The organism is Micromonospora sp. NPDC048907 (assembly GCF_055586885.1).
The window spans coordinates 73,911-92,046 of sequence record NZ_JBVJHI010000010.1 but is presented as its reverse complement, the minus strand read 5'-3'; the positions used below and the strand labels follow the sequence as shown (position 1 = coordinate 92,046).

Annotated in this window: 23 protein-coding genes and 1 pseudogene; 15 read left to right on the top strand and 9 right to left on the bottom strand. The window is 72.0% G+C overall.

Annotation, left to right across the window (positions count from 1 at the left end):
- Positions 1-251 precede the first annotated feature (251 nt).
- From ACZ6PY_RS27810 to ACZ6PY_RS27800, 3 genes are read left to right on the top strand one after another with little or no spacing between them, the layout of a single operon-like run.
- On the top strand, positions 252-1,337 hold the full coding sequence (locus tag ACZ6PY_RS27810) for a 3-deoxy-7-phosphoheptulonate synthase (RefSeq protein WP_466077344.1): 1,086 nt from the start codon (positions 252-254) through the stop codon (positions 1,335-1,337).
- A 39-nt stretch (positions 1,338-1,376) separates the two neighbouring features.
- Positions 1,377-1,610 (top strand): hypothetical protein, encoded by a 234-nt coding sequence (locus ACZ6PY_RS27805; protein WP_466077574.1) that lies wholly within the window; start codon positions 1,377-1,379, stop codon positions 1,608-1,610.
- Between the two features lie 45 nt (positions 1,611-1,655).
- Entirely contained in the window at positions 1,656-1,865 is a 210-nt protein-coding gene (locus ACZ6PY_RS27800; RefSeq protein WP_466077341.1) for a hypothetical protein, read from the top strand.
- A 57-nt stretch (positions 1,866-1,922) separates the two neighbouring features.
- Here the strand turns inward: ACZ6PY_RS27800 and ACZ6PY_RS27795 are convergent, their stop codons facing one another.
- Genes ACZ6PY_RS27795 through ACZ6PY_RS27785 form a run of 3 tightly spaced genes read right to left on the bottom strand, consistent with a single transcriptional unit; the run spans position 1,923 to position 3,116 of the window.
- Positions 1,923-2,462, bottom strand: a complete 540-nt coding sequence (locus tag ACZ6PY_RS27795; RefSeq protein ID WP_466077338.1) for a DUF1360 domain-containing protein — start codon at positions 2,460-2,462, stop codon at positions 1,923-1,925.
- Positions 2,463-2,493: 31 nt separating this feature from the next.
- Positions 2,494-2,817 (bottom strand): hypothetical protein, encoded by a 324-nt coding sequence (locus ACZ6PY_RS27790; RefSeq protein ID WP_466077335.1) that lies wholly within the window; start codon positions 2,815-2,817, stop codon positions 2,494-2,496.
- The gene (locus ACZ6PY_RS27785; RefSeq protein ID WP_313718536.1) at positions 2,817-3,116 is read right to left on the bottom strand and encodes a DUF6158 family protein; all 300 of its coding nucleotides are present in this window, start codon (positions 3,114-3,116) and stop codon (positions 2,817-2,819) included. Before ACZ6PY_RS27785 ends, ACZ6PY_RS27790 begins: the two co-directional genes overlap by 1 nt.
- Before the next feature lie 122 nt (positions 3,117-3,238).
- Here ACZ6PY_RS27785 and ACZ6PY_RS27780 point away from each other — a divergent pair, with 122 nt between their 5' ends.
- Positions 3,239-3,655 carry a hypothetical protein gene (locus ACZ6PY_RS27780; RefSeq protein ID WP_466077332.1) on the top strand — a complete coding sequence of 139 codons (417 nt, stop codon included), beginning with the start codon at positions 3,239-3,241 and terminating at the stop codon, positions 3,653-3,655.
- 25 nt (positions 3,656-3,680) lie between these two features.
- Positions 3,681-4,010, top strand: coding sequence for a DUF3817 domain-containing protein (locus ACZ6PY_RS27775; protein ID WP_466077329.1), 330 nt, complete (start codon positions 3,681-3,683; stop codon positions 4,008-4,010).
- Positions 4,011-4,019: 9 nt separating this feature from the next.
- Here ACZ6PY_RS27775 and ACZ6PY_RS27770 read toward each other — a convergent pair whose 3' ends face one another.
- The gene (locus ACZ6PY_RS27770; RefSeq protein ID WP_466077326.1) at positions 4,020-4,535 is read right to left on the bottom strand and encodes a DUF6232 family protein; all 516 of its coding nucleotides are present in this window, start codon (positions 4,533-4,535) and stop codon (positions 4,020-4,022) included.
- Positions 4,536-5,027: 492 nt separating this feature from the next.
- Here ACZ6PY_RS27770 and ACZ6PY_RS27765 point away from each other — a divergent pair, with 492 nt between their 5' ends.
- Positions 5,028-5,996 (top strand): C40 family peptidase, encoded by a 969-nt coding sequence (locus tag ACZ6PY_RS27765; RefSeq protein ID WP_466077323.1) that lies wholly within the window; start codon positions 5,028-5,030, stop codon positions 5,994-5,996.
- Between the two features lie 68 nt (positions 5,997-6,064).
- Here ACZ6PY_RS27765 and ACZ6PY_RS27760 read toward each other — a convergent pair whose 3' ends face one another.
- The 3 genes from ACZ6PY_RS27760 to ACZ6PY_RS27750 form a co-directional block, all read right to left on the bottom strand.
- Positions 6,065-7,054 (bottom strand): sigma-70 family RNA polymerase sigma factor, encoded by a 990-nt coding sequence (locus tag ACZ6PY_RS27760; RefSeq protein WP_208602949.1) that lies wholly within the window; start codon positions 7,052-7,054, stop codon positions 6,065-6,067.
- A 460-nt stretch (positions 7,055-7,514) separates the two neighbouring features.
- Positions 7,515-8,462, bottom strand: a complete 948-nt coding sequence (gene murQ / locus ACZ6PY_RS27755) for an N-acetylmuramic acid 6-phosphate etherase (RefSeq protein ID WP_466077320.1) — start codon at positions 8,460-8,462, stop codon at positions 7,515-7,517.
- Entirely contained in the window at positions 8,459-9,373 is a 915-nt protein-coding gene (locus tag ACZ6PY_RS27750; protein ID WP_466077317.1) for a MurR/RpiR family transcriptional regulator, read from the bottom strand. The genes murQ and ACZ6PY_RS27750 overlap by 4 nt, the downstream gene beginning before the upstream one ends.
- Positions 9,374-9,675: 302 nt before the next feature.
- On the opposite strand from ACZ6PY_RS27750, the gene ACZ6PY_RS27745 reads away from it, so the two are divergent.
- Positions 9,676-10,362: an SDR family NAD(P)-dependent oxidoreductase gene (locus ACZ6PY_RS27745; RefSeq protein ID WP_466077314.1), complete on the top strand. Its 687-nt coding sequence runs from the start codon at positions 9,676-9,678 to the stop codon at positions 10,360-10,362.
- Here the strand turns inward: ACZ6PY_RS27745 and ACZ6PY_RS27740 are convergent.
- A complete protein-coding gene (locus tag ACZ6PY_RS27740; RefSeq protein ID WP_466077311.1) occupies positions 10,347-11,078 on the bottom strand; it encodes a dTMP kinase in 732 nt (243 codons plus the stop codon). The two genes, ACZ6PY_RS27745 and ACZ6PY_RS27740, sit on opposite strands and share 16 nt — an antisense overlap.
- A gap of 152 nt (positions 11,079-11,230) precedes the next feature.
- On the opposite strand from ACZ6PY_RS27740, the gene ACZ6PY_RS27735 reads away from it, so the two are divergent.
- From ACZ6PY_RS27735 to ACZ6PY_RS27715, 5 genes and pseudogenes are all read left to right on the top strand, one after another.
- Entirely contained in the window at positions 11,231-11,812 is a 582-nt protein-coding gene (locus tag ACZ6PY_RS27735; protein ID WP_466077308.1) for a nucleotidyltransferase, read from the top strand.
- Positions 11,813-11,868: 56 nt separating this feature from the next.
- On the top strand, positions 11,869-12,078 hold the full coding sequence (locus tag ACZ6PY_RS27730; RefSeq protein WP_225853614.1) for a hypothetical protein: 210 nt from the start codon (positions 11,869-11,871) through the stop codon (positions 12,076-12,078).
- A 10-nt stretch (positions 12,079-12,088) separates the two neighbouring features.
- Positions 12,089-12,866 (top strand): annotated as a pseudogene (locus ACZ6PY_RS27725) (metallophosphoesterase family protein).
- Positions 12,857-13,003 carry a GPGG-motif small membrane protein gene (locus ACZ6PY_RS27720; RefSeq protein ID WP_165949678.1) on the top strand — a complete coding sequence of 49 codons (147 nt, stop codon included), beginning with the start codon at positions 12,857-12,859 and terminating at the stop codon, positions 13,001-13,003. Before ACZ6PY_RS27725 ends, ACZ6PY_RS27720 begins: the two are co-directional and overlap by 10 nt.
- A 143-nt stretch (positions 13,004-13,146) precedes the next feature.
- On the top strand, positions 13,147-13,641 hold the full coding sequence (locus ACZ6PY_RS27715; protein ID WP_466077304.1) for a TspO/MBR family protein: 495 nt from the start codon (positions 13,147-13,149) through the stop codon (positions 13,639-13,641).
- Positions 13,642-13,677: 36 nt separating this feature from the next.
- Here the strand turns inward: ACZ6PY_RS27715 and ACZ6PY_RS27710 are convergent, their stop codons facing one another.
- A complete protein-coding gene (locus ACZ6PY_RS27710; RefSeq protein ID WP_466077301.1) occupies positions 13,678-14,451 on the bottom strand; it encodes a M23 family metallopeptidase in 774 nt (257 codons plus the stop codon).
- A 262-nt stretch (positions 14,452-14,713) separates the two neighbouring features.
- Here ACZ6PY_RS27710 and ACZ6PY_RS27705 point away from each other — a divergent pair, with 262 nt between their 5' ends.
- The 3 genes from ACZ6PY_RS27705 to ACZ6PY_RS27695 all read left to right on the top strand — a co-directional run bounded on the left by ACZ6PY_RS27705 (position 14,714) and on the right by ACZ6PY_RS27695 (position 18,133).
- Positions 14,714-16,054, top strand: coding sequence for an ABC transporter substrate-binding protein (locus ACZ6PY_RS27705; RefSeq protein WP_466077298.1), 1,341 nt, complete (start codon positions 14,714-14,716; stop codon positions 16,052-16,054).
- A 71-nt stretch (positions 16,055-16,125) separates the two neighbouring features.
- A complete protein-coding gene (locus ACZ6PY_RS27700) occupies positions 16,126-17,172 on the top strand; it encodes a carbohydrate ABC transporter permease (RefSeq protein ID WP_466077295.1) in 1,047 nt (348 codons plus the stop codon).
- 1 nt (position 17,173) lies between these two features.
- Positions 17,174-18,133 (top strand): carbohydrate ABC transporter permease, encoded by a 960-nt coding sequence (locus tag ACZ6PY_RS27695; protein WP_466077292.1) that lies wholly within the window; start codon positions 17,174-17,176, stop codon positions 18,131-18,133.
- The last annotated feature ends 3 nt before the right edge of the window (positions 18,134-18,136 follow it).

The following is an 18,136-nucleotide window of genomic DNA, read 5'->3' as shown; positions in this document are numbered from 1 at the left end:
CCCCGCGGGCGCGTGCCGTACCCGACGAGCGGGTGGGACCCGCCCGGTCCGTCGGGTACGCTGACGGGCGTGACGCGGTCGTATCGATGGTTTAGGCAGCCGGCTGGAGGAGCCGGTGACTCGACCATGAGCTGACGTCACTTCCTCTTCGAGCCGGCCGGGCAGGGATGATTCCCTGCCCTTTCGCGTACGAGCAGCCGGCTCGATCCCGGGCGCCGGCCCCGGGCACGGTCGGCGGAAGGAACCCCACCGTGACGACCCCGGACGCCCATCGGGTCATCGACCAGCGGATCGACCGTGTCGTGCCGCTGACCACCCCGGCCCTGCTGCACCACCACCTGCCCCTGGAGCACTCCCTGGCCGAGGCCGTGGTGGCCGGCCGGCGTGCCGTCGGCCGGGTGCTGGACCGCGCCGACGACCGGCTGCTGGTCGTGGTCGGCCCCTGCTCGGTGCACGACCCCGCCGCGGCCCTGGAGTACGCGGGCCGGCTGCGCCGGATCGCGGACCGGCTCGCCGACGACCTGCTCGTGGTGATGCGGGTCTACTTCGAGAAGCCGCGCTCGACCGTGGGCTGGAAGGGCCTGATCAACGACCCGGGCCTGGACGGTTCGGGCGACGTGAACACCGGCCTGCGCACGGCCCGGGCGCTCCTGCTCGACGTGCTGCGGCTGGGCCTGCCGGTGGGCTGCGAGTTCCTCGACCCGATCACCCCGCAGTACATCGCCGACACGGTGGCCTGGGGCGCGATCGGCGCGCGGACCGTGGAGAGCCAGGTGCACCGCCAGCTCGCCTCCGGCCTGTCCATGCCGATCGGCATGAAGAACCGGCCCGACGGCAGCATCTCCACGGCGGTGGACGCGATCCGGGCGGCGGGCGTGCCGCACGTCTTCCCGGGCATCGACGTCTCCGGCATCCCGGCGATCATGCACACCCGGGGCAACGCCGACGGTCACCTGGTGCTGCGGGGCGGCGGTGGCCGGCCCAACTACGACGCGGAGTCGGTGGCGGGGGCGCTGGACCTGCTGCGCGCGGCCGGGCTGCCCGAGCGGGTGGTGATCGACGCCAGCCACGCCAACAGCGGCAAGGACCACCGCAACCAGCCGGTGGTCGCCGCCGACGTGGCCGCCCAGCTCGCCGCCGGCCAGCGCGGCATCGTCGGCATCATGCTGGAGAGCTTCCTCCAGCCCGGCCGCCAGGACCTCGACCCCACCCGCGAGCTGGAGTACGGCAAGTCGGTGACCGACGCCTGCATCGGCTGGGACACCACGGCCGACGTCCTCGACCACCTCGCCCAGGCGGTCCGCGCCCGCCGGGCCACCCTCCCCACCCCCGCTTGAGCGGAGGTGGGGACGTTTGACCGATTCGGGCCCGGGTAGCTGGTCGGCGTGACCGACGACGCGCCCGTGACCGAGCAGCCGGACACCCGACAGCTCGACGAACTGCTCGACGACATCTTCCGTGGCCAGGAGCGGATGAGCCAGGCAGACATCTACCGCCGGGCGGTGGCCGCCGAACTCCCCGCCGATCTGCTGTCCCGGATCGACGCGCTGCCCGAGGGCGAGTACGCGGTCGACGAGGCGGCCGACCTGCTCGGCGGGACGGTGGCCTGAGCCATCCGGCGGCGGACGCGGCCCGAGGACGGAGAGGACAGCGCAATGACCGACCGCAACGAGGAACACGAGCACCCCCCGGCGCTCGGCCAGCCGCCCGAGGGCACCGACACGCTGCCGGAACCGGACTTCGCCAACGAGCACGACCGCACCGCCGTGGACCGTGAGGTGATCACCGGGGCGGACGAGGACGAGCGGGAGCCGGAGGCGTCGCGCGGCTGGGCGGGCGAGGACCACGGCACCACCCCCACCTGAGCGGGCCGAACGTGGAAAGGGGGCCGGCGCGGCGCGCCGGCCCCCTTTCCGTCCGCCCTACTCCTTCCGGTGCCCGCCCTCGGCCGCCTGCTGGGCCACCGCGTACCCCATCTGAAGGAAGTCGGAGGCGGCCACCGCGGTCAGCGCGGTGGCGACGAGCCGGGTCAGCCGGGGTGCCAGCACCAGCCCGCCGGTGAGGCCCGTGGCGACCCAGACCGCCAGGCAGAACGGGCAGCTCAGCAGCTCGCCGACGGCGTGCCGGGTGGGGCTGCCCTGGTCGCGCACCTGCTCCATCACCTCGCCGCTGCCGATCGGGTGGTCGTAGCGGGTGAACGGCGCGCGGAGCGGGCTGGTGATCGCGTCCTTGGAGAGCAGCCGGCTCAGCTTGTGGGTCGCGATGGACAGCAGCACCACGTCCGCGGGCGAGGGCCGCTCCGGCACCGGGCGGCCGGTCACCCTGACCAGGCCGACCAGCGACGCGGTGACGGCGCCGTAGGTGCCCATGGCCGCCAGGTAGCCGCCCAGCGGCCGGTACTCGTGCGGCGCGTACGCCTGGCGCAGCCGCGCCACCTTCTGCTTCAGGCCACTCCCGGTCACCCGGCCTCCTCTGCTCGTCGTGGCGACCGGCTCAGCCGGCGTTCAGGTTGTCGGACACCTCGCGGGCGAGGTTGGACAGGATCTCGTCGGCCATGCCGTGGTCGGTGCCGTTCAGGTCGAGCCGGACCCGGGCGCCGCCGGCGTCGGCCGGTTCCACGTCGATGTCCGCCGACCAGCCGGCGGACTCGGAACTCCAGCGGGCCCGCATGTCCTCGGCGTCCACCACCTCCACCTGGTGGGTGCCGGAACGGCGCAGCTCCTCGGGCAGCCAGGCCGACGACCGGTCCGGGTCGGTGGCGGTGCTGAACACCACCTCGGGGGGCGCGGACATGCCGCGCTCGGCGTGGTTGCTCATCAGGCGTCCCGGAGCCGGCTCGGGTCGACCTCCCGGCCCGGGTTGCGGGCCAGGTACTCGGTCTCCAGCTCGGCGGTGCGGCGCAGGTGGTTGGCGAGCGCCGAGTCGGTGGCGTGCCGGAGGGTGTCCAGGCGGGTCCGGTGCAGGCTCTGCATCTCCCGGATCAGGTCCTCGTCGCCGAGCTCGGCGGGGTCCACCCCGAGCAGCTCACCGTCGACCTCGTGGGTGCGCGCGTGGTCGCCGTCCCACTCGGTCACCCGCTGCTCCGGGCTCGCGTCACGGCGTACTGATTCGGTCATCGTCGCCCCCTCGTCTCGTTCGGGCTGGCGTCTAGACGGATGCCCAGCCGGGGTGCCACCAAACCCGACCCGGCTACGACACCGCGTCGGAGACGGCGGGTGGGCCCGGTACCCTCGATGGCATGAAGCGGCTCTGGACACCGGCGTGGATCGCTCGCCACGTGGCCATGGTCGTGCTGGTGGTGGGCTTTCTCGGGCTGGGCTGGTGGCAGGTGACCCGGGCCGCCGGGGGCAACACGCTGAGCTTCGGTTACGCGATCGAGTGGCCGGTGTTCGCCGCCTTCGTGGTCTTCGTCTGGTGGCGTGAGCTGCGGCACACGCTGCGGGCGGCGCGCGAGGAGCGGGCCGCCCCGGCACCTCGGGCGGCCGCCGACGCCGAGCCCGCGGCCACCCCGGCGGTACGCCGGCCGGTGCGGGTCAGCCGGGTGCCGGTCGCCCCGACCGGCGGGGCCGACGACGGCGAACTGGCCGCGTACAACCGCTACCTTGCATGGTTGAACGCCAACCCGGGCGCGAGGCCCGGCGACTATCCCGGCTGAGGCCGGTGCGGAAGGACGGACGACGGTGGGCGGAGCCCTTACCCGGTACCGCGTGATCGCCTGGATCGTGGGCGTGGCGCTGGTGGTGCTGGTCCTGATCGGCATGCCGCTGAAGTACGGCTTCGACAACCCGACCGTGGTGGCCGTGGTCGGCACCGCGCACGGCTGGCTCTACATGATCTACCTGGCGCTCACCTTCGACCTGTCGCGCCGGGCCGACTGGCCGCTCAAGCGGATGCTGCTCGTGATGCTCGCGGGCACCGTGCCGTTCGTCTCGTTCTACGCCGAGCGCCGGGTGAGCCACTGGATGGCGGCCGAGCAGGCGGCCCGGACCCCGGAGCCGGTGGCCGGCTGACCCGGCCGGTCAGCGGTTCGGCCGCCACGCCTCGGCCGCCGGCGGGGCCCAGCCGCCGTGGCGCGCCCCCTCCCGGGCGCGTTGCAGGGCCCGGGTGACCTGGCCGAACTGCCGCTCGTTGTCGCTGCTGAACAGCAGCACCTCGGTGCCGCGGAGCCGGCCCCACAGCTCGTACGACGGGGGCCGCCAGCGGTCCCCGATGAGCACGAACAGCAGCGGCAGCAACCCGACCGCGCCCAGCGTGAGGTACGCGGCCGCGGTGAGCCGTTGCAGCCCGCCGGTGAAGCCGAGCAGCACGCCGACACCGCCGATCAGGGCCGCGGAGACGGCGACCGCGCGGAGGGCGAGGCGGTCGTGCGGCCCGCGGGCGGTCCAGAGCTGGGTGATCTCGGCGACCGGCCAGCTTCTGCGGCCCACGGTGAAGCGCTCGCCGGTGACCACGATGCCGGGCCGGGCGTAGAGCAGGGTGGCGGAGGCCCCGCCCGGGGACCGGGGCGGGCGGGTGGTGGAGCCATCGGTCTGCACGGCGGCCTCCCAGGATTCGCGGGGTCGGGCGCCGCGCCGTCGGCGTTGCCGGATGGCGGGGTTCCCGAACTCCGCGCTTCATTGTGTTGCGGGCGCGCCACCGCACCGCACGTTTTACCTGGCCACGCGCCTGAGCCGGACCTGGCAGGCGCCGGAAAAGGGGAGCGATTCCCACCTTTGTCGGCTTTTGGCGGCGCGATGCCTGGCGACATCCGCCCAGAACGACGAATCGGGTTACTGGTGCGATCCGCCCACCCGACTCCGGCGCCGCGACGGCGCGCACGCGAAACGGTCACGAAGCGTCAACGGCACCGGCGGCACTTCCTGACACTTTGCCAACTTTCGCCCCTGCTTCAACTCCCCGTCACTCCGGTCACGGGTTAGGTTGGGCAGGCCGGTCCGGTCGACCGCCATCCACCCGGATGGCCCCGGGCCGGTGTCGCCGGGTGGCACGCGCCGCGCCGGCGAGAGTCGGAGAGGAGCTTTCCGCTCTTGTCGTCCTTACGGATCCTGCTGCGCTCGCTGGCGGTGGCGGGCCTCTCGGCCACGCTGCTCGCCCCGGCGTCGGTGGCTCGGGCCGAGCCCACCCCCGCCGAGCTGACGAAGCAGATCGAGAAGTCCTCGACTGAGCTGGAGCGAATCGTCGAGTCGTACAACAAGCTCAACGAGGAGATCAAGGCCAACAAGGCCACCGCGGCCACGTTGCAGGCCAGGATCGGCCCGTTGCAGGAGCAGGCCGAGCGGAGCCGCGCCGACGTGGGCGTCCTCGCCGCGACGGCGTACAAGACCGGGGGCATGCGCACCGTGCAGGCCCTGCTGGAGCCGGGCGGGCCGGCCACGCTGCCGGACCGGCTCGGCACCCTGGACCAGCTGACCCGCCAGCGGCAGCAGACCATCAGCGGCTTCACCGAGAGCCAGCGCCGGCTCATCGACCAGAAGACCCGGCTCGACGCCACGCTGGCCCGGGAGGCCGCGCAGGCAAGGCAGCTGACCGCCGGCAAGAAGAAGATCGAGGCGGACCTGGCCCGCCTCTACGAGCTGCGCCGCAAGGCGTACGGCCGGGCCACCGAGGCGCCCGCCCGATCCAGCTCCGCCGGCAGCGCCCCGGCCATCGCCGGCTCCGCCGGTGTGGCCGTGCGCTACGCCTACGGCGCGATCGGCAAGCCGTACGGCTACGGCGACGACGGCCCCGGCAGCTACGACTGCTCGGGTCTGACCCTCGCGGCCTGGCGGGCCGCCGGCAGGTCCCTTCCGCACAACGCGGCCATGCAGTGGAACGCCACCTCCCGGATCAGCCGCGGCTCCCTGCAACCCGGCGACCTGGTGTTCTACTCCGGTCTCGGGCACGTGGCCCTCTACGTGGGCGGCGGCCAGATCATCGACGCGCCGAGCGCGGGCCGGAACGTCAACAAGCGGGACATGGACATCATGTCGATCGCGGGCTACGGCCGGGTGCGCTGACCCGGACGGCGAACGGCCGGCGTCCCCCTATCGGACGCCGGCCGTTCGTTCAGTCCATTACTACCAGCTCAGGCCGCCTGCAGCCCCTCGGCGCGGGCCAGCTCACGGAGCCGGCCGAGGGCCTGGATCTCCAGCTGGCGGATCCGCTCCCGGGAGAGCGAGAACCGCGAGGCGACCTCGGTCAGCGAGTGCTCGCGCCCGTCCTCGAGGCCGTACCGGGCCCGCATGATGCCGGCCGAACGGTCGTCGAGGTGGTTGAGCAGACCCTCGATCCGCTGCCGCTCCAGGCCGGTGAGGACGATCTCCTCCGGCGACGGGGCGTCGCTGTCGGCGACCAGGTCGCCGAGGTTGGTGTCGCCGTCGTCGCCCACCGGGGTGTCCAGCGAGACGGTGTCCTGCGACCAGCGCCGCAGCTCGTTGACCCGCTCGACGGTGACGCCGAGCGCCGCCGCGATCTGCTCCGGCTCCGGGTCGCTGCCCAGCTCACGGGTGAGCTGCCGGGCCACGTTGCGCATCCGGTTGACGTCCTCGACCAGGTGCACGGGCAGGCGCACGGTGCGCTCCTGCTGGGCGATCGCCCGGCTGATGGCCTGGCGGATCCACCAGGTCGCGTAGGTGGAGAACTTGTAGCCGCGCTCGTAGTCGAACTTCTCGACCGCGCGGACCAGGCCGGTGTTGCCCTCCTGGATCAGGTCCAGCATGGGCATGCCCGACCGCACGTAGCGGCGGGCGATCGAGACGACCAGTCGCAGGTTGGCGCGGATGAAGAGGTCCTTCGCGCGCTCCCCCTCGACGACCAGCCGCTCCAGGTCCTCCCGGTCGACGCCGGCGGGGACGCGGTCCTCGCCGAGCAGGTGCTCGGCGTAGAGGCCGGCCTCGATCGCCTTGGAGAGATCGACCTCCTTGGCGGCGTCCAGCAGCGGCGTCCGGGAGATCTCGTGCAGGTAGACGCCGACCAGGTCCCGCTCCTCGGCGACCTCGTCGGTACGCATGCCGATGTTCTTGTCCACGATTGCCACGGTCCCCTCGCTCGCGCCGGTTGCCCGGTTCCTTGCCATCCCCACGTTCATCAGCCCTCCCCGTAACCTCCGCTGTGCCCGTAGGTGCTGACACCTACACAACAGATGAGACGCGTCGGGGATTCCATGTCGTGAGTCGAAACTGTCACGAATGCCTGAGTAGTAGCTGAGAGCCCGGTCCATGTTTGCTGTCAGGACCCCCGCTCGGGTGGCTCACGGACGCCCCGGTCGGAGGGCGTCGGAGCAGCGGAATCGTCGTCCGCTCACGAAATCGCACCATTGCGAATTCCATGAACACAGCGACCCGCGTCACCGCGTCATTGCGATCCTGGTCACTGCGAGATACGCGCTCGCAGGCCGGTCGGTTCAGCCACGGGTGAGGATTACCCCACGGCAGGTTGAACAATCCGCAGCGCCGGGGCCGTCCCCGCCCGCGACGTGACGCGCGTCGCACCCGTGGTGCGGAGGCGGCCGGGAGGGGACCCGGCCGGCGGAGGCGTCAGGAGGCGAGCAGGGCGAGCGCGCCGCGCACCTGGTCGGCGGAGCGGGCCAGGGCGGCCCGGGCGGCGGAGACCTCGGCGCCGGAGACCAGCGAGACGAGGGCGGTCTTGAGGTCGCCGTCGGCCTCGTTGAGGGCGCCGCGGCACACCTCCTCGGCGCAGCCGGTCGCCTCCATGAGGATCGAGATCATCCGGCCGCGCAGCTTCGCGTTGGTGGCCACCATGTCGATCATCAGGTTCGAGTAGACCCGGCCGAGGCGCACCATGACCGCCGTGGAGAAGGTGTTCAGCACCAGCTTCTGCGCGGTGCCCGCCTTCATGCGGGTCGACCCGGTGACCACCTCGGGTCCGGTGTCCACCCCGATGAAGACGTCGACCGACCCGGCGGCTTCCGCCTCCGGATTGGCGCAGAGCAGCACGGTCGCGGCCCCCTGCGACCGGGATGCGGCGAGCGCCCCGAGGACGTACGGGGTGCGCCCGCTGGCGGCCAGCCCCACCACCAGGTCGCCGGGGCGTACGCATTCGGCGGCCTCGGCGGCGCCGCCGCGCTCGTCGTCCTCGGCATCCTCGACGGCCCGCCACATGGCCTCCGGGCCACCGGCCAGGTGGGCGCAGAACCAGTGCCGCGGCGAGTTGAAGGTGGGGGCCAGCTCGGCGGCGTCGAGCACGCCGAGGCGGCCGGAGGTGCCGGCGCCGAAGTAGTGCACCCGGTTCCCGGCGCGCAGCGCGGCGACGGCCAGGTCGACGGTCTCGGCGATCTCGTCGAGGACGGCGGCCACCGCGGCGGGCACCCTCCGGTCCGCCTCGTTGATGACGGTGAGCACGTCCCGGGTCGACATGAGATCGAGGTCGACGCTGTGCGGGTTGCGCCGCTCGGTGGGGGCGCCCACCCGGACCACGGGCCGCACGGCGGCCATCTCCTCCGGCTCCACCCGGCCCGCGGTCATGCCCGCCTCCGGGCGGCACCCACCCGGTGCGACTGGACCGCCTCGGCGGTCGCCTCCAGGGCCTTCCTGGCCTTGGCGCGGTTCCGGGCGGCCACTCCCACGAAGAGGCAGTCGACCACGGTCAGCTGGGCCAGCCGGCTGGCCATAGCGCCGGAGCGGTAGGTGGTCTCGCGGGCCGCGGTGGTCAGCACGTGGTCGGCGACCTCGGTGATCGGCGAGCGGGGGAAGTTGGTCAGCGCGACCGTGGTGGCGCCGCGGGCGCGGGCCTGTTCGAGCACCTCGATGACGTCCGAGGTGGTGCCGGTGTGCGAGATGCCGACCGCGACGTCGCCGCGGCCGAGCAGGGCGGCCGAGGTGAGGGCGGTGTGCACGTCCGGGAAGTAGAAGGCGGTGCGGCCGATGCGGTGCAGCTTCTGCTGGAAGTCCGACGCGACGAAGCCGCTCGCGCCGGCGCCGTAGACGTCGATCCGGCCGGCCCCGACGATCGCCTCCACGACCTGCTCGCAGACGGCGGGGTCGAGCTGCTCGGCGGTCTCCTCGACGGCCCGCGCGTCGTTGAACGCGATGGTGGCGATGATCTGCGCCAGGTCGGCGCCGGGCGGGATGTCGCCGCCCACCACCCGGGCGTCCGGTGGCTCGACCCGGCGGGCGGCCTCGGCGGCGAGCCGGATCCGCAGCTGCGGGTAGCCGTCCATGCCGACCGACCGGCAGAACCGGATGACCGTGGCCTCGGATGTCTCGGCGGCGGTGGCGAGATCCGTGATGGTGCGCCGGGCGGCGTCGGCCGGATCGGAGACGACCAGCCGGGCCACCCGCTGCTCGGCCGGGGACAGCGAGGGCAGGAGGCCGCTGATGTGGACGATCAGTCCACCGGGCTCGTGACTCGCAGAAATCTTCGGACTCTTCGCCACGGATGAAACTTACTTTCATGAGGCGTGACCGTCAACCATGACGGCGCGTATCCGGAAAAGTACCGCGTTCCGCGCCCGCTTCCCGTGCCAAGGGTCCCATTCCCGCAGCCCGGCCGCCTCCCCCGCTCCGGTCGACTCCGTCGCGCCGCCCGACGGCCCGTCTGGCCGTCGCGCCTGCCCGGTCGGCCGGACGGCCTCGCCGAGGTCACCGGTCGGACGGGCCCGCCGGGGCGAGGCGCATCGACCAGCCCGGATGCGTCCCCCGGTCACCGCCCGGCCGGACGGGCGGCTAGCGTGGGCACATGGCGGAACGCACGGTGCTGGTGACCGGGGGCACGGGCGGGCTGGGCGGTGCGGTCACCGCCGCCTTCCTCGAGGCCGGCTGGCGGGTGGTCGCACCCGGACGGGACGGTGGCGGGACGACGCCGGCGGCCGGACCGGTCCGGGTCACGGCGGACCTGCTGGACCCCGACGGGGTCGCGCGGGCGGTGGCCGTCGCCACCGAGGAGCCGGCCGCGCCGCTGCGGGCCGTGGTCAACCTGGTCGGCGGATACGCCAGCGGCGGCCTGGTGCACGAGACCCCGATCGAGGAGTTCGACCGGATGCTGCGGCTCAACCTGCGGCCCACGTACCTGGTGACGCAGGCCGCGCTGCCGCACCTGCTGGCGGCCGGCGGCGGCGCGGTGGTCTGCGTGTCGGCGCGGGCCGCGGTGGCGCCCTTCCCGGGCGCGGCCGGCTACGTCACCGCCAAGGCGGCCGTGCAGGCGTTCGCCAACGCCGTGGCCGTGGAGTACCGGCAGCGCGGGGTCCGGAGCAACACCGTGCTGCCCAGCGTGATCGACACGCCGGCCAACCGGGCCGCCCAGCCCGACGCCGACCACCGCCGCTGGGTCCCCCCGGCCGAGATCGCCGCGGTGATCCGCTTCCTGGCGTCCGACGAGTCGGCGCCGACCAGCGGGGCGAGCGTCCCGGTCTACGGGCGGGCCTGAGCCGGCACCGGTTCGCCGCGCCCTGCGCCGCCCGACGGCGGGCCCGTGCCGTCCGGGCCCGGCCCGGCCGCGGCCGGCGGGTCGCCCGGGAGCCACTCGGTCAGGTGCGCCCGGATCCGGTGGGACACCTCCTCCGGCGTGCCACTGCCGTCCACCACCACGAAGCTGCCGTACTCCGGCAGGGTCCGGTACGCGGTGGCCGCGGCGCTGAGCCACCGCATGCTCTCGTGGTCGGTGCCGCGCCGCTCGATCCGCCGGTACGCCTCGGCCGGGTCCAGGGTGAGCAGGAACGTGACCCGGGGCGGCGGGAAGACCCGGTAGCCGGCCCGGGCCAGCCGCTCCCAGCGCTGCCCGCCGTGGGCCCGGATGCTGGCGTACTGGCAGGCGGACCAGCGGTCCATCACCGCCGTCCGGCCGGTCACCAGGCAGGTCAGCAGGGCGAGCGCGATGGCCAGCCAGCGGAGCACGGACTCCAGGGCGAGCAGTCCGTTGCGCCCGACGAGCCGTTGCGCGTCGGGCCGGCCGACCCGCTGGGCGAGCCGGCTGAGCCAGCGGCGGCCGCCGGCGTTGCGGTGGTAGGTGGCGGGATGGCCCGCGGCGGTGAGCGCCTCGGCGAGCCGGTGGGCCTGGGTGGTCTTGCCCGAGCCGTCGATGCCGATCAGGGCGACGGCGCGCAGTCGGGCCCTGCCGCGCCGCACCCGCAGTGACCTGACCACCCTCCCGAGGTTATCCGACAGGTGCTCGCCTTCGGCGGTTTGTCGGGATTGTCACCGGCACGTCGGGGCGCGCCCCCAACAGGTGTGGCCGACCCGTTCGCCGGGTACGCAACTTCATTCCCACCGCCACCTACGACGACGGGAGACCCAGAATGGCCGAGCGCGGGGACGAGACCCTGGTGCACACGCTCAAGAAGGTCGCCGCCGTGCTCAAGCAGTCCGAGATTCCCTTCGCGCTCGGAGGCAGCTTCGCCGTGTACGCCCACGGCGGCCACTCGAGCGACCACGACGTGGACTTCCTGATCCGGCAACAGGACGTGGACCGGGCCCTGGAGGCCCTGGTCGAGGCCGGCTTCACGGCCGAGCGCCCGCCGGAGGACTGGCTGGTCAAGGTCTACGACGAGGGCCGGATGGTGGACCTCATCCACCGGCCGATCGAGACCCCGGTCACCGAGGAGACGTTCGCCGACACCATCGTGCGGCCGGTCGACGCCATCCACATGCCGGTGCTCTCGGCCAGCCAGCTCATGGTGCACAAGCTGCTGAGCTTCTCCCAGCACTACTGCGACTTCGCCCGGGCCCTGCCGCTCGCCCGCTCGCTGCGGGAACAGATCGACTGGGAACGGGTACGGAAGGAGACGCAGCACTCGCCGTACGCCGAGGCGTTCCTGGTGCTGCTCGACCGGCTCGACGTGCTGCCCGGCGGCACGTCCGGAGTGAGGGAGAACCCGTGACCGCACACCACGGCGACCCGCCGCCCGACGAGTACGTCGAGGCGGAGATCCAGAGCATGTTGGCCGAGGACCCGGATGTCGCCGAACAGGGCATCACCGTGGTGCGCCGCGAGCGCGGCCTGGTCCTCTACGGCGAGGTGGAGAGCCCGCACCGGCGCGAGGAGATCCTGCGCCGGGTGGCCGAGCGCTTTCCGGACCTGCCGGTCACCAGCGACATCGGCGTGATCCGTACGCAGGCGCCCACCCAGGTGGAGGAGCTGCCGTGAGGGAGGTTCGATCGTGATCCGCATCGCCGCCGTCGGCGACGTGCACCTGGACGAGGACGTGGTCGGCCGGTTCCGGCCGGCGCTGGAGGAGCTGCCCGACTGCGCCGACGTGCTGCTGCTCGCCGGGGACCTGACCCGGCACGGCACCGAGTCCGAGGCGCGCTGCGTGGCGCAGGAGTTCGGCGACCTCGGCGTGCCGGTCATCACCGTCCTCGGCAACCACGACCACCAGTGCGACGAGGTGCCGCAGGTGGTGAAGGTGCTGGAGGACGCCGGGATCACCGTCCTGGAGGGGACGGGCGTCGTGCTGGAGTGCGCGGGCGGCCGCCTCGGCGTGGCCGGGGTGAAGGGGTTCGGCGGCGGGTTCGCCGGGCGGTGCGCCAGCGACTTCGGGGAGCCGGAGATGAAGGCGTTCGTCCAGACGACCAAGGACAGCGCGGACTCCCTCGGTGCGGCGCTGCGCGGGCTCGACTGCGACGTGCTGGTCGCACTCACCCACTACTCCCCCGTGCCGGACACCCTTGCCGGCGAGCCCCTGGAGATCTACCCGTTCCTCGGCTGCTACCAGCTCGGCCAGGCCATCGACTCGGCGCCCACCGCGCTGGCCCTGCACGGGCACGCCCACCACGGCACCGAGCGGGGCACCACCCCGGGCGGCGTACGCGTCCGCAACGTCGCGCACCCGGTCATCAAGCAGGCGTACAGCATCTTCCACCTGGGTGATCAACTGGACTGAGAAGCAGGTTTCCCGGATCCGACGAACGGGTATCCGGCCGACATGGAGCTGATTCTCTGGATTCTCGCAGTCGTACTGGTGGTCGCCGGCATCCTCGCGCTGTTCCGCCGGCAGATCCTGTGGGGCATCGTCCTCATCGTCGTCGGCCTGCTGGTGGGGCCGGGAGGCGTCAGCATCTTCAACAATTAGCCGTCGACCTCCCACCACCCCTGACCCGCCGGGGTCGTCGGGTCCGAAAGCTCCGTCCTCCCAGACAGGGGCATCCGGACCCGGCGACCCCGGCGCCATGCTGCCGGCCGGTTTGCCGCCCGGGGCGGCGGGCATCCGACGGCATGACGATCTCGGGGACCATCCGGCGGGTCGGGCGCGGGCGGAGGTGGTGGGCGCTGCTGGGCTTCGGCGCCGCGGTGACCGTGGCGGCGGCCGTCGGCGCCCTCGGCGTGCGCGACACCACGGAGGAGTACGCCGATCTCGCCCAACCGGCGTGGGCGCCGCCGCCGTGGCTCTTCGGCCCGGTCTGGACCGTCCTGTACGGGCTCATCGCGGTGTCCGGCTGGCTGGTCTGGCAGCGGACCGGCTGGGGGCCGGCACTGGGCGCCTGGGTCACCCAGCTCGTGCTGAACGCGCTCTGGACCCCGCTCTTCTTCGGCGCCGGCCGCTACGGGCTGGCGTTCGCCGACCTCGTGCTGATGTGGCTGGCCGTCGGGGGCACCGTGGCGCTGTCCCGGCGGGCGTCCCGGCCGGCGGCGCTGCTCCTGCTCCCGTACTGGGCCTGGGTGACCTTCGCGGGCGCGCTCAACCTCGCCATCTGGCGGCTCAACGGGTGACGGGCGCGGGGCGGGCGGCCCCGCGCCCGTCACCGGTCAGCAGCGCGGCACGCCGGGGATGTAGCCGTCGTAGCCGGTGTAGACGTACGCGTCGGAGATGAACCGGCCGGAGCCGATCCGGTCCCAGATCGAACTCGTCCCGTAGGTGCCGGTGACGCTGGTGCCGCTGGTCTGGCAGTAGATGGTGACGCCGGCGCCGTCGGCCACCGAGCCGACCGCGCTGTAGCCGGTGCCCGGGCCGGAGCGCACCGTCAGGGCGGCGCCCGCGGTGTTCACCGTGCCCGCCCCGGTGTTCGACCCGGAGCAGCCGTTGTCGCTGGTGTAGGTCTTCGTGCCCCAGTAGAGGGCGAGGGCCCCGTTGAACCGGACCTGGATGTCGCTGCCGTTCAGCCGCTGCTCGTAGTGCAGGTGCGGCCCGGTGGAGCCGCCGGTGCTGCCCACGTAGCCGATGACCCGGCCGTAGCCGACGGTCTGCCCGACCGAGACGTTGAAGCTGCTCAGGTGGGCGTAGTAGGTGGTGTATCCGTTGCCGTGGTCGATCCGCACGTACTTGCCGTAGCTGGTGCCGCCGAGGTCGGTCACCCGGTCGACGGTGCCGGGCGCGCTGGCCACCACCGGGTCGCCCAGGTCGTCGGTGCGGTTGAAGTCCACGGCGTAGGCCGGGCTGTGGTCCGAGCGCGTCTGGCCGGACCAGGCCTGGTTGCAGGGGAACGGAACCTTGAACGTCGGCGCGGCCATCGCCGGCGCCGCCGGGATCAGGGCCACGAGGACGGCGGTCACCGCCGCGAGGCTGAACCAGCGTTTGCGCATCCACTGCCTCCTATGTTGAAAGTTTTCGATCTGATAGGGACAGGGTGGCAGAAAGTTCCATCGATGGGAAGGGGTCTCACCAGGGATCGGTCAGCGCAGCGTGGGAGCGCGCCCACGGCCGGTGAGCGGGTTTCGGGATTGTTACCGGGCCGTGTCCGGCAGGGGGTGGACCCGGCGGGATGCAAGCGCTTACATGTGGGGACGACCATCGGACCGGCGCGGGTTCGATTCCCCCCACGCGCCGGCAAGGAAGGAGATCGGCATGGCGTTTGCCAGATCGCGCCAGGCGCTCGCGATCGCCGGCGTGCTGGGGCTGGCGCTCGGCGTCACCGCCTGCGGCACCGGAAACGACAAGAAGAGCAGCAAGGCGAGCTCACCCGAGTGCGCCGCTTACGAGAAGTACCAGGGCCACGACGGCAAGAAGGTGACGATCTACTCGTCGATCCGGGACATCGAGGCCGACCGCCTGGACGAGTCCTGGAAGCAGTTCGAGACCTGCACGGGCATCGACATCGACCACGAGGGCTCCGGCGAGTTCGAGGCCCAGCTGGGCGTCCGGGTCGACGGCGGCAACGCGCCCGACCTGGCCTTCATCCCGCAGCCCGGTCTGCTCAAGCGGTTCGCCGACGCCGGCAAGCTGAAGCCGGCCGGCGCCGACACCAAGGCGATGGCCGAGCAGAACTACTCCCCCGACTGGCTGAAGTACAGCACCGTCGACGGCAAGCTCTACGGCGCGCCGCTCGGCTCCAACGTGAAGTCCTACGTGTGGTACTCGCCGAAGACCTTCAAGGAGAAGGGCTGGAGCGTCCCGACCACGTGGGACGAGCTGATCGCCCTGAGCGACAAGATCGCGGCGAGCGGCACCAAGCCGTGGTGCGCCGGCATCGAGTCCGGTGACGCCACCGGCTGGCCGGCCACCGACTGGATCGAGGACGTGATGCTGCGGACCGCCGGTCCGGAGGTCTACGACCAGTGGACCACCCACGGCATCCCGTTCAACGACCCGAAGGTCGCCGACGCCGTCAACCGCGCCGGCAGCATCCTCAAGAACGACAAGTACGTCAACGGCGGCTTCGGCGGCGTGAAGAGCATCGCCACCACCTCCTTCCAGGAGGCCGGCACGCCGATCACCACCGGCAAGTGCGCCCTGCACCGGCAGGCGTCCTTCTACGCCAACCAGTGGCCGCAGGGCACCAAGGTGGCCGAGGACGGCGACGTCTTCGCGTTCTACTTCCCGGCCATCGACGCGGCCAAGGGCAAGCCGGTGCTGGGCGGCGGCGAGTTCGTCACGGCCTTCGCCGACCGTCCCGAGGTCCAGGCCGTGCAGACCTACCTGGCCTCTGGCGAGTACGCCAACAGCCGCGCCAAGATCGGCGACTGGGTGTCGGCGAACAAGAAGCTCGACCTGAACAACGTCCCCAACCCGGTGGACAAGCTCTCCGTCCAGATCCTCCAGGACCCGAAGACCGTGTTCCGGTTCGACGGTTCGGACCTGATGCCGGCCGCGGTCGGCGCGGGCACCTTCTGGAAGGGCATGGTCGACTGGATCAACGGCAAGGACACCACCACGGTGCTGAACGGCATCGAGGGCAGCTGGAAGTGATCTGAGACGGTGGCCCGGTCCGCGTCGCGGACCGGGCCACCGCCCGCAACCGAACCCTTGAGGGAGGGTCGATGGAGTTCGACTTCGCGGCGGAACAGCCGAAGTTCCTCATGCTGATGTACGGGCTGATCGCTTTCGTCGCGGTGGTGGGCGGTCTGCTCCTGCTCCTCGACGTGGTGCCGGCCTGGTTCGCCCGCCGCCGGGAGGAGAGGCTGGTCGCGGCCGTGGCGAGCGGCACGCCCCTGCCCCGCCGGCGCAAGCCGCGGGAAGGCCTGATCGCGCTCTTCTTCCTGCTGCCGACACTGCTGTTTCTCACCGTCGGACTGGTGGTGCCGGCGATCCGGACCACCCTCCTCTCGTTCATGGACAAGGACAGCAGCAACTGGGTCGGCCTGGCCAACTACGCCTGGATGTTCTCCGAGGACTCGATCGTCCGGGTGCTGGTCAACAGCCTGATCTGGGTGCTGCTGGTTCCGCTGGTGGCCACCGCGTTCGGCCTGATCTACGCCGTCCTCGTGGACAAGGCCCGCTTCGAGGCGGTGGCCAAGTCGCTGATCTTCCTGCCGATGGCGATCTCGTTCGTCGGCGCCGCCATCATCTGGAAGTTCGTCTACGCGTACCGCGGCGACGGTGACCAGATCGGCCTGCTCAACCAGATCGTCGTGAGCCTGGGCGGCGAACCCAAGCAGTGGCTGCTGGAGTCGCCGCTGAACACCTTCCTGCTCATCGTGATCATGGTCTGGATCCAGGCGGGCTTCGCCATGGTGGTGCTCTCCGCCGCCATCAAGGCCATCCCCGCGGACATCGTCGAGGCGGCCCGGCTCGACGGTGTCAGCCCCTGGCAGATGTTCTGGCAGATCACCATGCCGAGCATCCGGCCGGCGCTGATCGTCGTGGCGGTGACGCTCTCGATCGCCACGCTGAAGGTCTTCGACATCGTCCGGACCGCCACCAACGGCAACTACGACACCAACGTGATCGCCACGGAGATGTACAACCAGGCGTTCCGCTACCAGGAGAACGGGCAGGGCTCCGCGCTCGCGGTCTTCCTCTTCGTCCTGGTCATCCCCATCGTGATCTACCAGATCCGCAACCTGCGTCAGCAGCGGGAGGGCTGAGATGACCACCGCCACGCCCACCGTCCCGGCCGGCACCCAGGCCACCGAACCGATCACCCGCGCCGGCCGGGTGCGCAAGCGGCTGAACAGCCGCACCGCCACCCTGGTGTCGATCGTCATCGCGCTGCTCTGGACCATCCCCACCTTCGGTCTGTTCATCTCGTCGTTCCGGCCCGAGAACGAGATCAAGACCACCGGCTGGTGGACGTTCTTCAGCAACCCGCAGTTCACGCTGGACAACTACCAGCAGGTGCTGTTCAGCACCGGCTCGTCCGGGCAGCTCGCCAGCTACTTCATCAACTCGCTCGCCATCACCATCCCGTCGGTGCTCTTCCCGCTGGCCTTCGCCTCGCTGGCCGCGTACGCGCTGGCGTGGATCAACTTCAAGGGGCGGGACTGGGTCTACATCGCGATCTTCTCGTTGCAGATCGTGCCGCTGCAGATGGCCCTCGTACCGCTGCTGAAGTTCTTCTCCACCGGCGTGACCATCGCCGGGATCCAGGTGCTCCCCGCCTGGGACCTGGTCGACGAGCAGAAGTTCGCGCAGGTGTGGTTCGCGCACACCTGCTTCGCGCTCCCGTTCGCCGTGTTCCTGCTGCACAACTTCATCTCGCAGCTGCCGGGGGACCTCATGGAGGCGGCCCGGGTCGACGGGGCCACCCACCCGAAGATCTTCCGGACCATCGTGCTGCCGCTGATCACCCCCGCGCTGGCCGCGTTCGGCATCTTCCAGTTCCTCTGGGTCTGGAACGACCTGCTGGTCGCGCTGATCTTCGCGGGTGGCGGCGACGAGACCGCTCCGCTGACCGTCCGCCTCGCCGAGCTGGCCGGCACCCGGGGCAACGAGTGGCAGCGGCTCACGGCCGGCGCGTTCGTGTCGATCGTCGTACCGCTGATCGTGTTCCTGTCCCTCCAGCGCTTCTTCGTGCGAGGCCTGCTCGCCGGCAGCGTCAAGGGCTGATCC

Coding starts and splice junctions, on each gene's coding strand:
- ACZ6PY_RS27800 (WP_466077341.1), top strand. CDS start 1,656: ATGACCGACCGCAACGAGGAACACGAGCACCCCCCGGCGCTCGGCCAG.
- ACZ6PY_RS27790 (WP_466077335.1), bottom strand. CDS start 2,817: ATGAGCAACCACGCCGAGCGCGGCATGTCCGCGCCCCCCGAGGTGGTG.
- ACZ6PY_RS27785 (WP_313718536.1), bottom strand. CDS start 3,116: ATGACCGAATCAGTACGCCGTGACGCGAGCCCGGAGCAGCGGGTGACC.
- ACZ6PY_RS27780 (WP_466077332.1), top strand. CDS start 3,239: ATGAAGCGGCTCTGGACACCGGCGTGGATCGCTCGCCACGTGGCCATG.
- ACZ6PY_RS27760 (WP_208602949.1), bottom strand. CDS start 7,054: ATGGCAAGGAACCGGGCAACCGGCGCGAGCGAGGGGACCGTGGCAATC.
- murQ (WP_466077320.1), bottom strand. CDS start 8,462: ATGACCGCGGGCCGGGTGGAGCCGGAGGAGATGGCCGCCGTGCGGCCC.
- ACZ6PY_RS27745 (WP_466077314.1), top strand. CDS start 9,676: ATGGCGGAACGCACGGTGCTGGTGACCGGGGGCACGGGCGGGCTGGGC.
- ACZ6PY_RS27735 (WP_466077308.1), top strand. CDS start 11,231: ATGGCCGAGCGCGGGGACGAGACCCTGGTGCACACGCTCAAGAAGGTC.
- ACZ6PY_RS27730 (WP_225853614.1), top strand. CDS start 11,869: ATGTTGGCCGAGGACCCGGATGTCGCCGAACAGGGCATCACCGTGGTG.
- ACZ6PY_RS27720 (WP_165949678.1), top strand. CDS start 12,857: ATGGAGCTGATTCTCTGGATTCTCGCAGTCGTACTGGTGGTCGCCGGC.
- ACZ6PY_RS27715 (WP_466077304.1), top strand. CDS start 13,147: ATGACGATCTCGGGGACCATCCGGCGGGTCGGGCGCGGGCGGAGGTGG.
- ACZ6PY_RS27710 (WP_466077301.1), bottom strand. CDS start 14,451: ATGCGCAAACGCTGGTTCAGCCTCGCGGCGGTGACCGCCGTCCTCGTG.
- ACZ6PY_RS27705 (WP_466077298.1), top strand. CDS start 14,714: ATGGCGTTTGCCAGATCGCGCCAGGCGCTCGCGATCGCCGGCGTGCTG.
- ACZ6PY_RS27700 (WP_466077295.1), top strand. CDS start 16,126: ATGGAGTTCGACTTCGCGGCGGAACAGCCGAAGTTCCTCATGCTGATG.
- ACZ6PY_RS27695 (WP_466077292.1), top strand. CDS start 17,174: ATGACCACCGCCACGCCCACCGTCCCGGCCGGCACCCAGGCCACCGAA.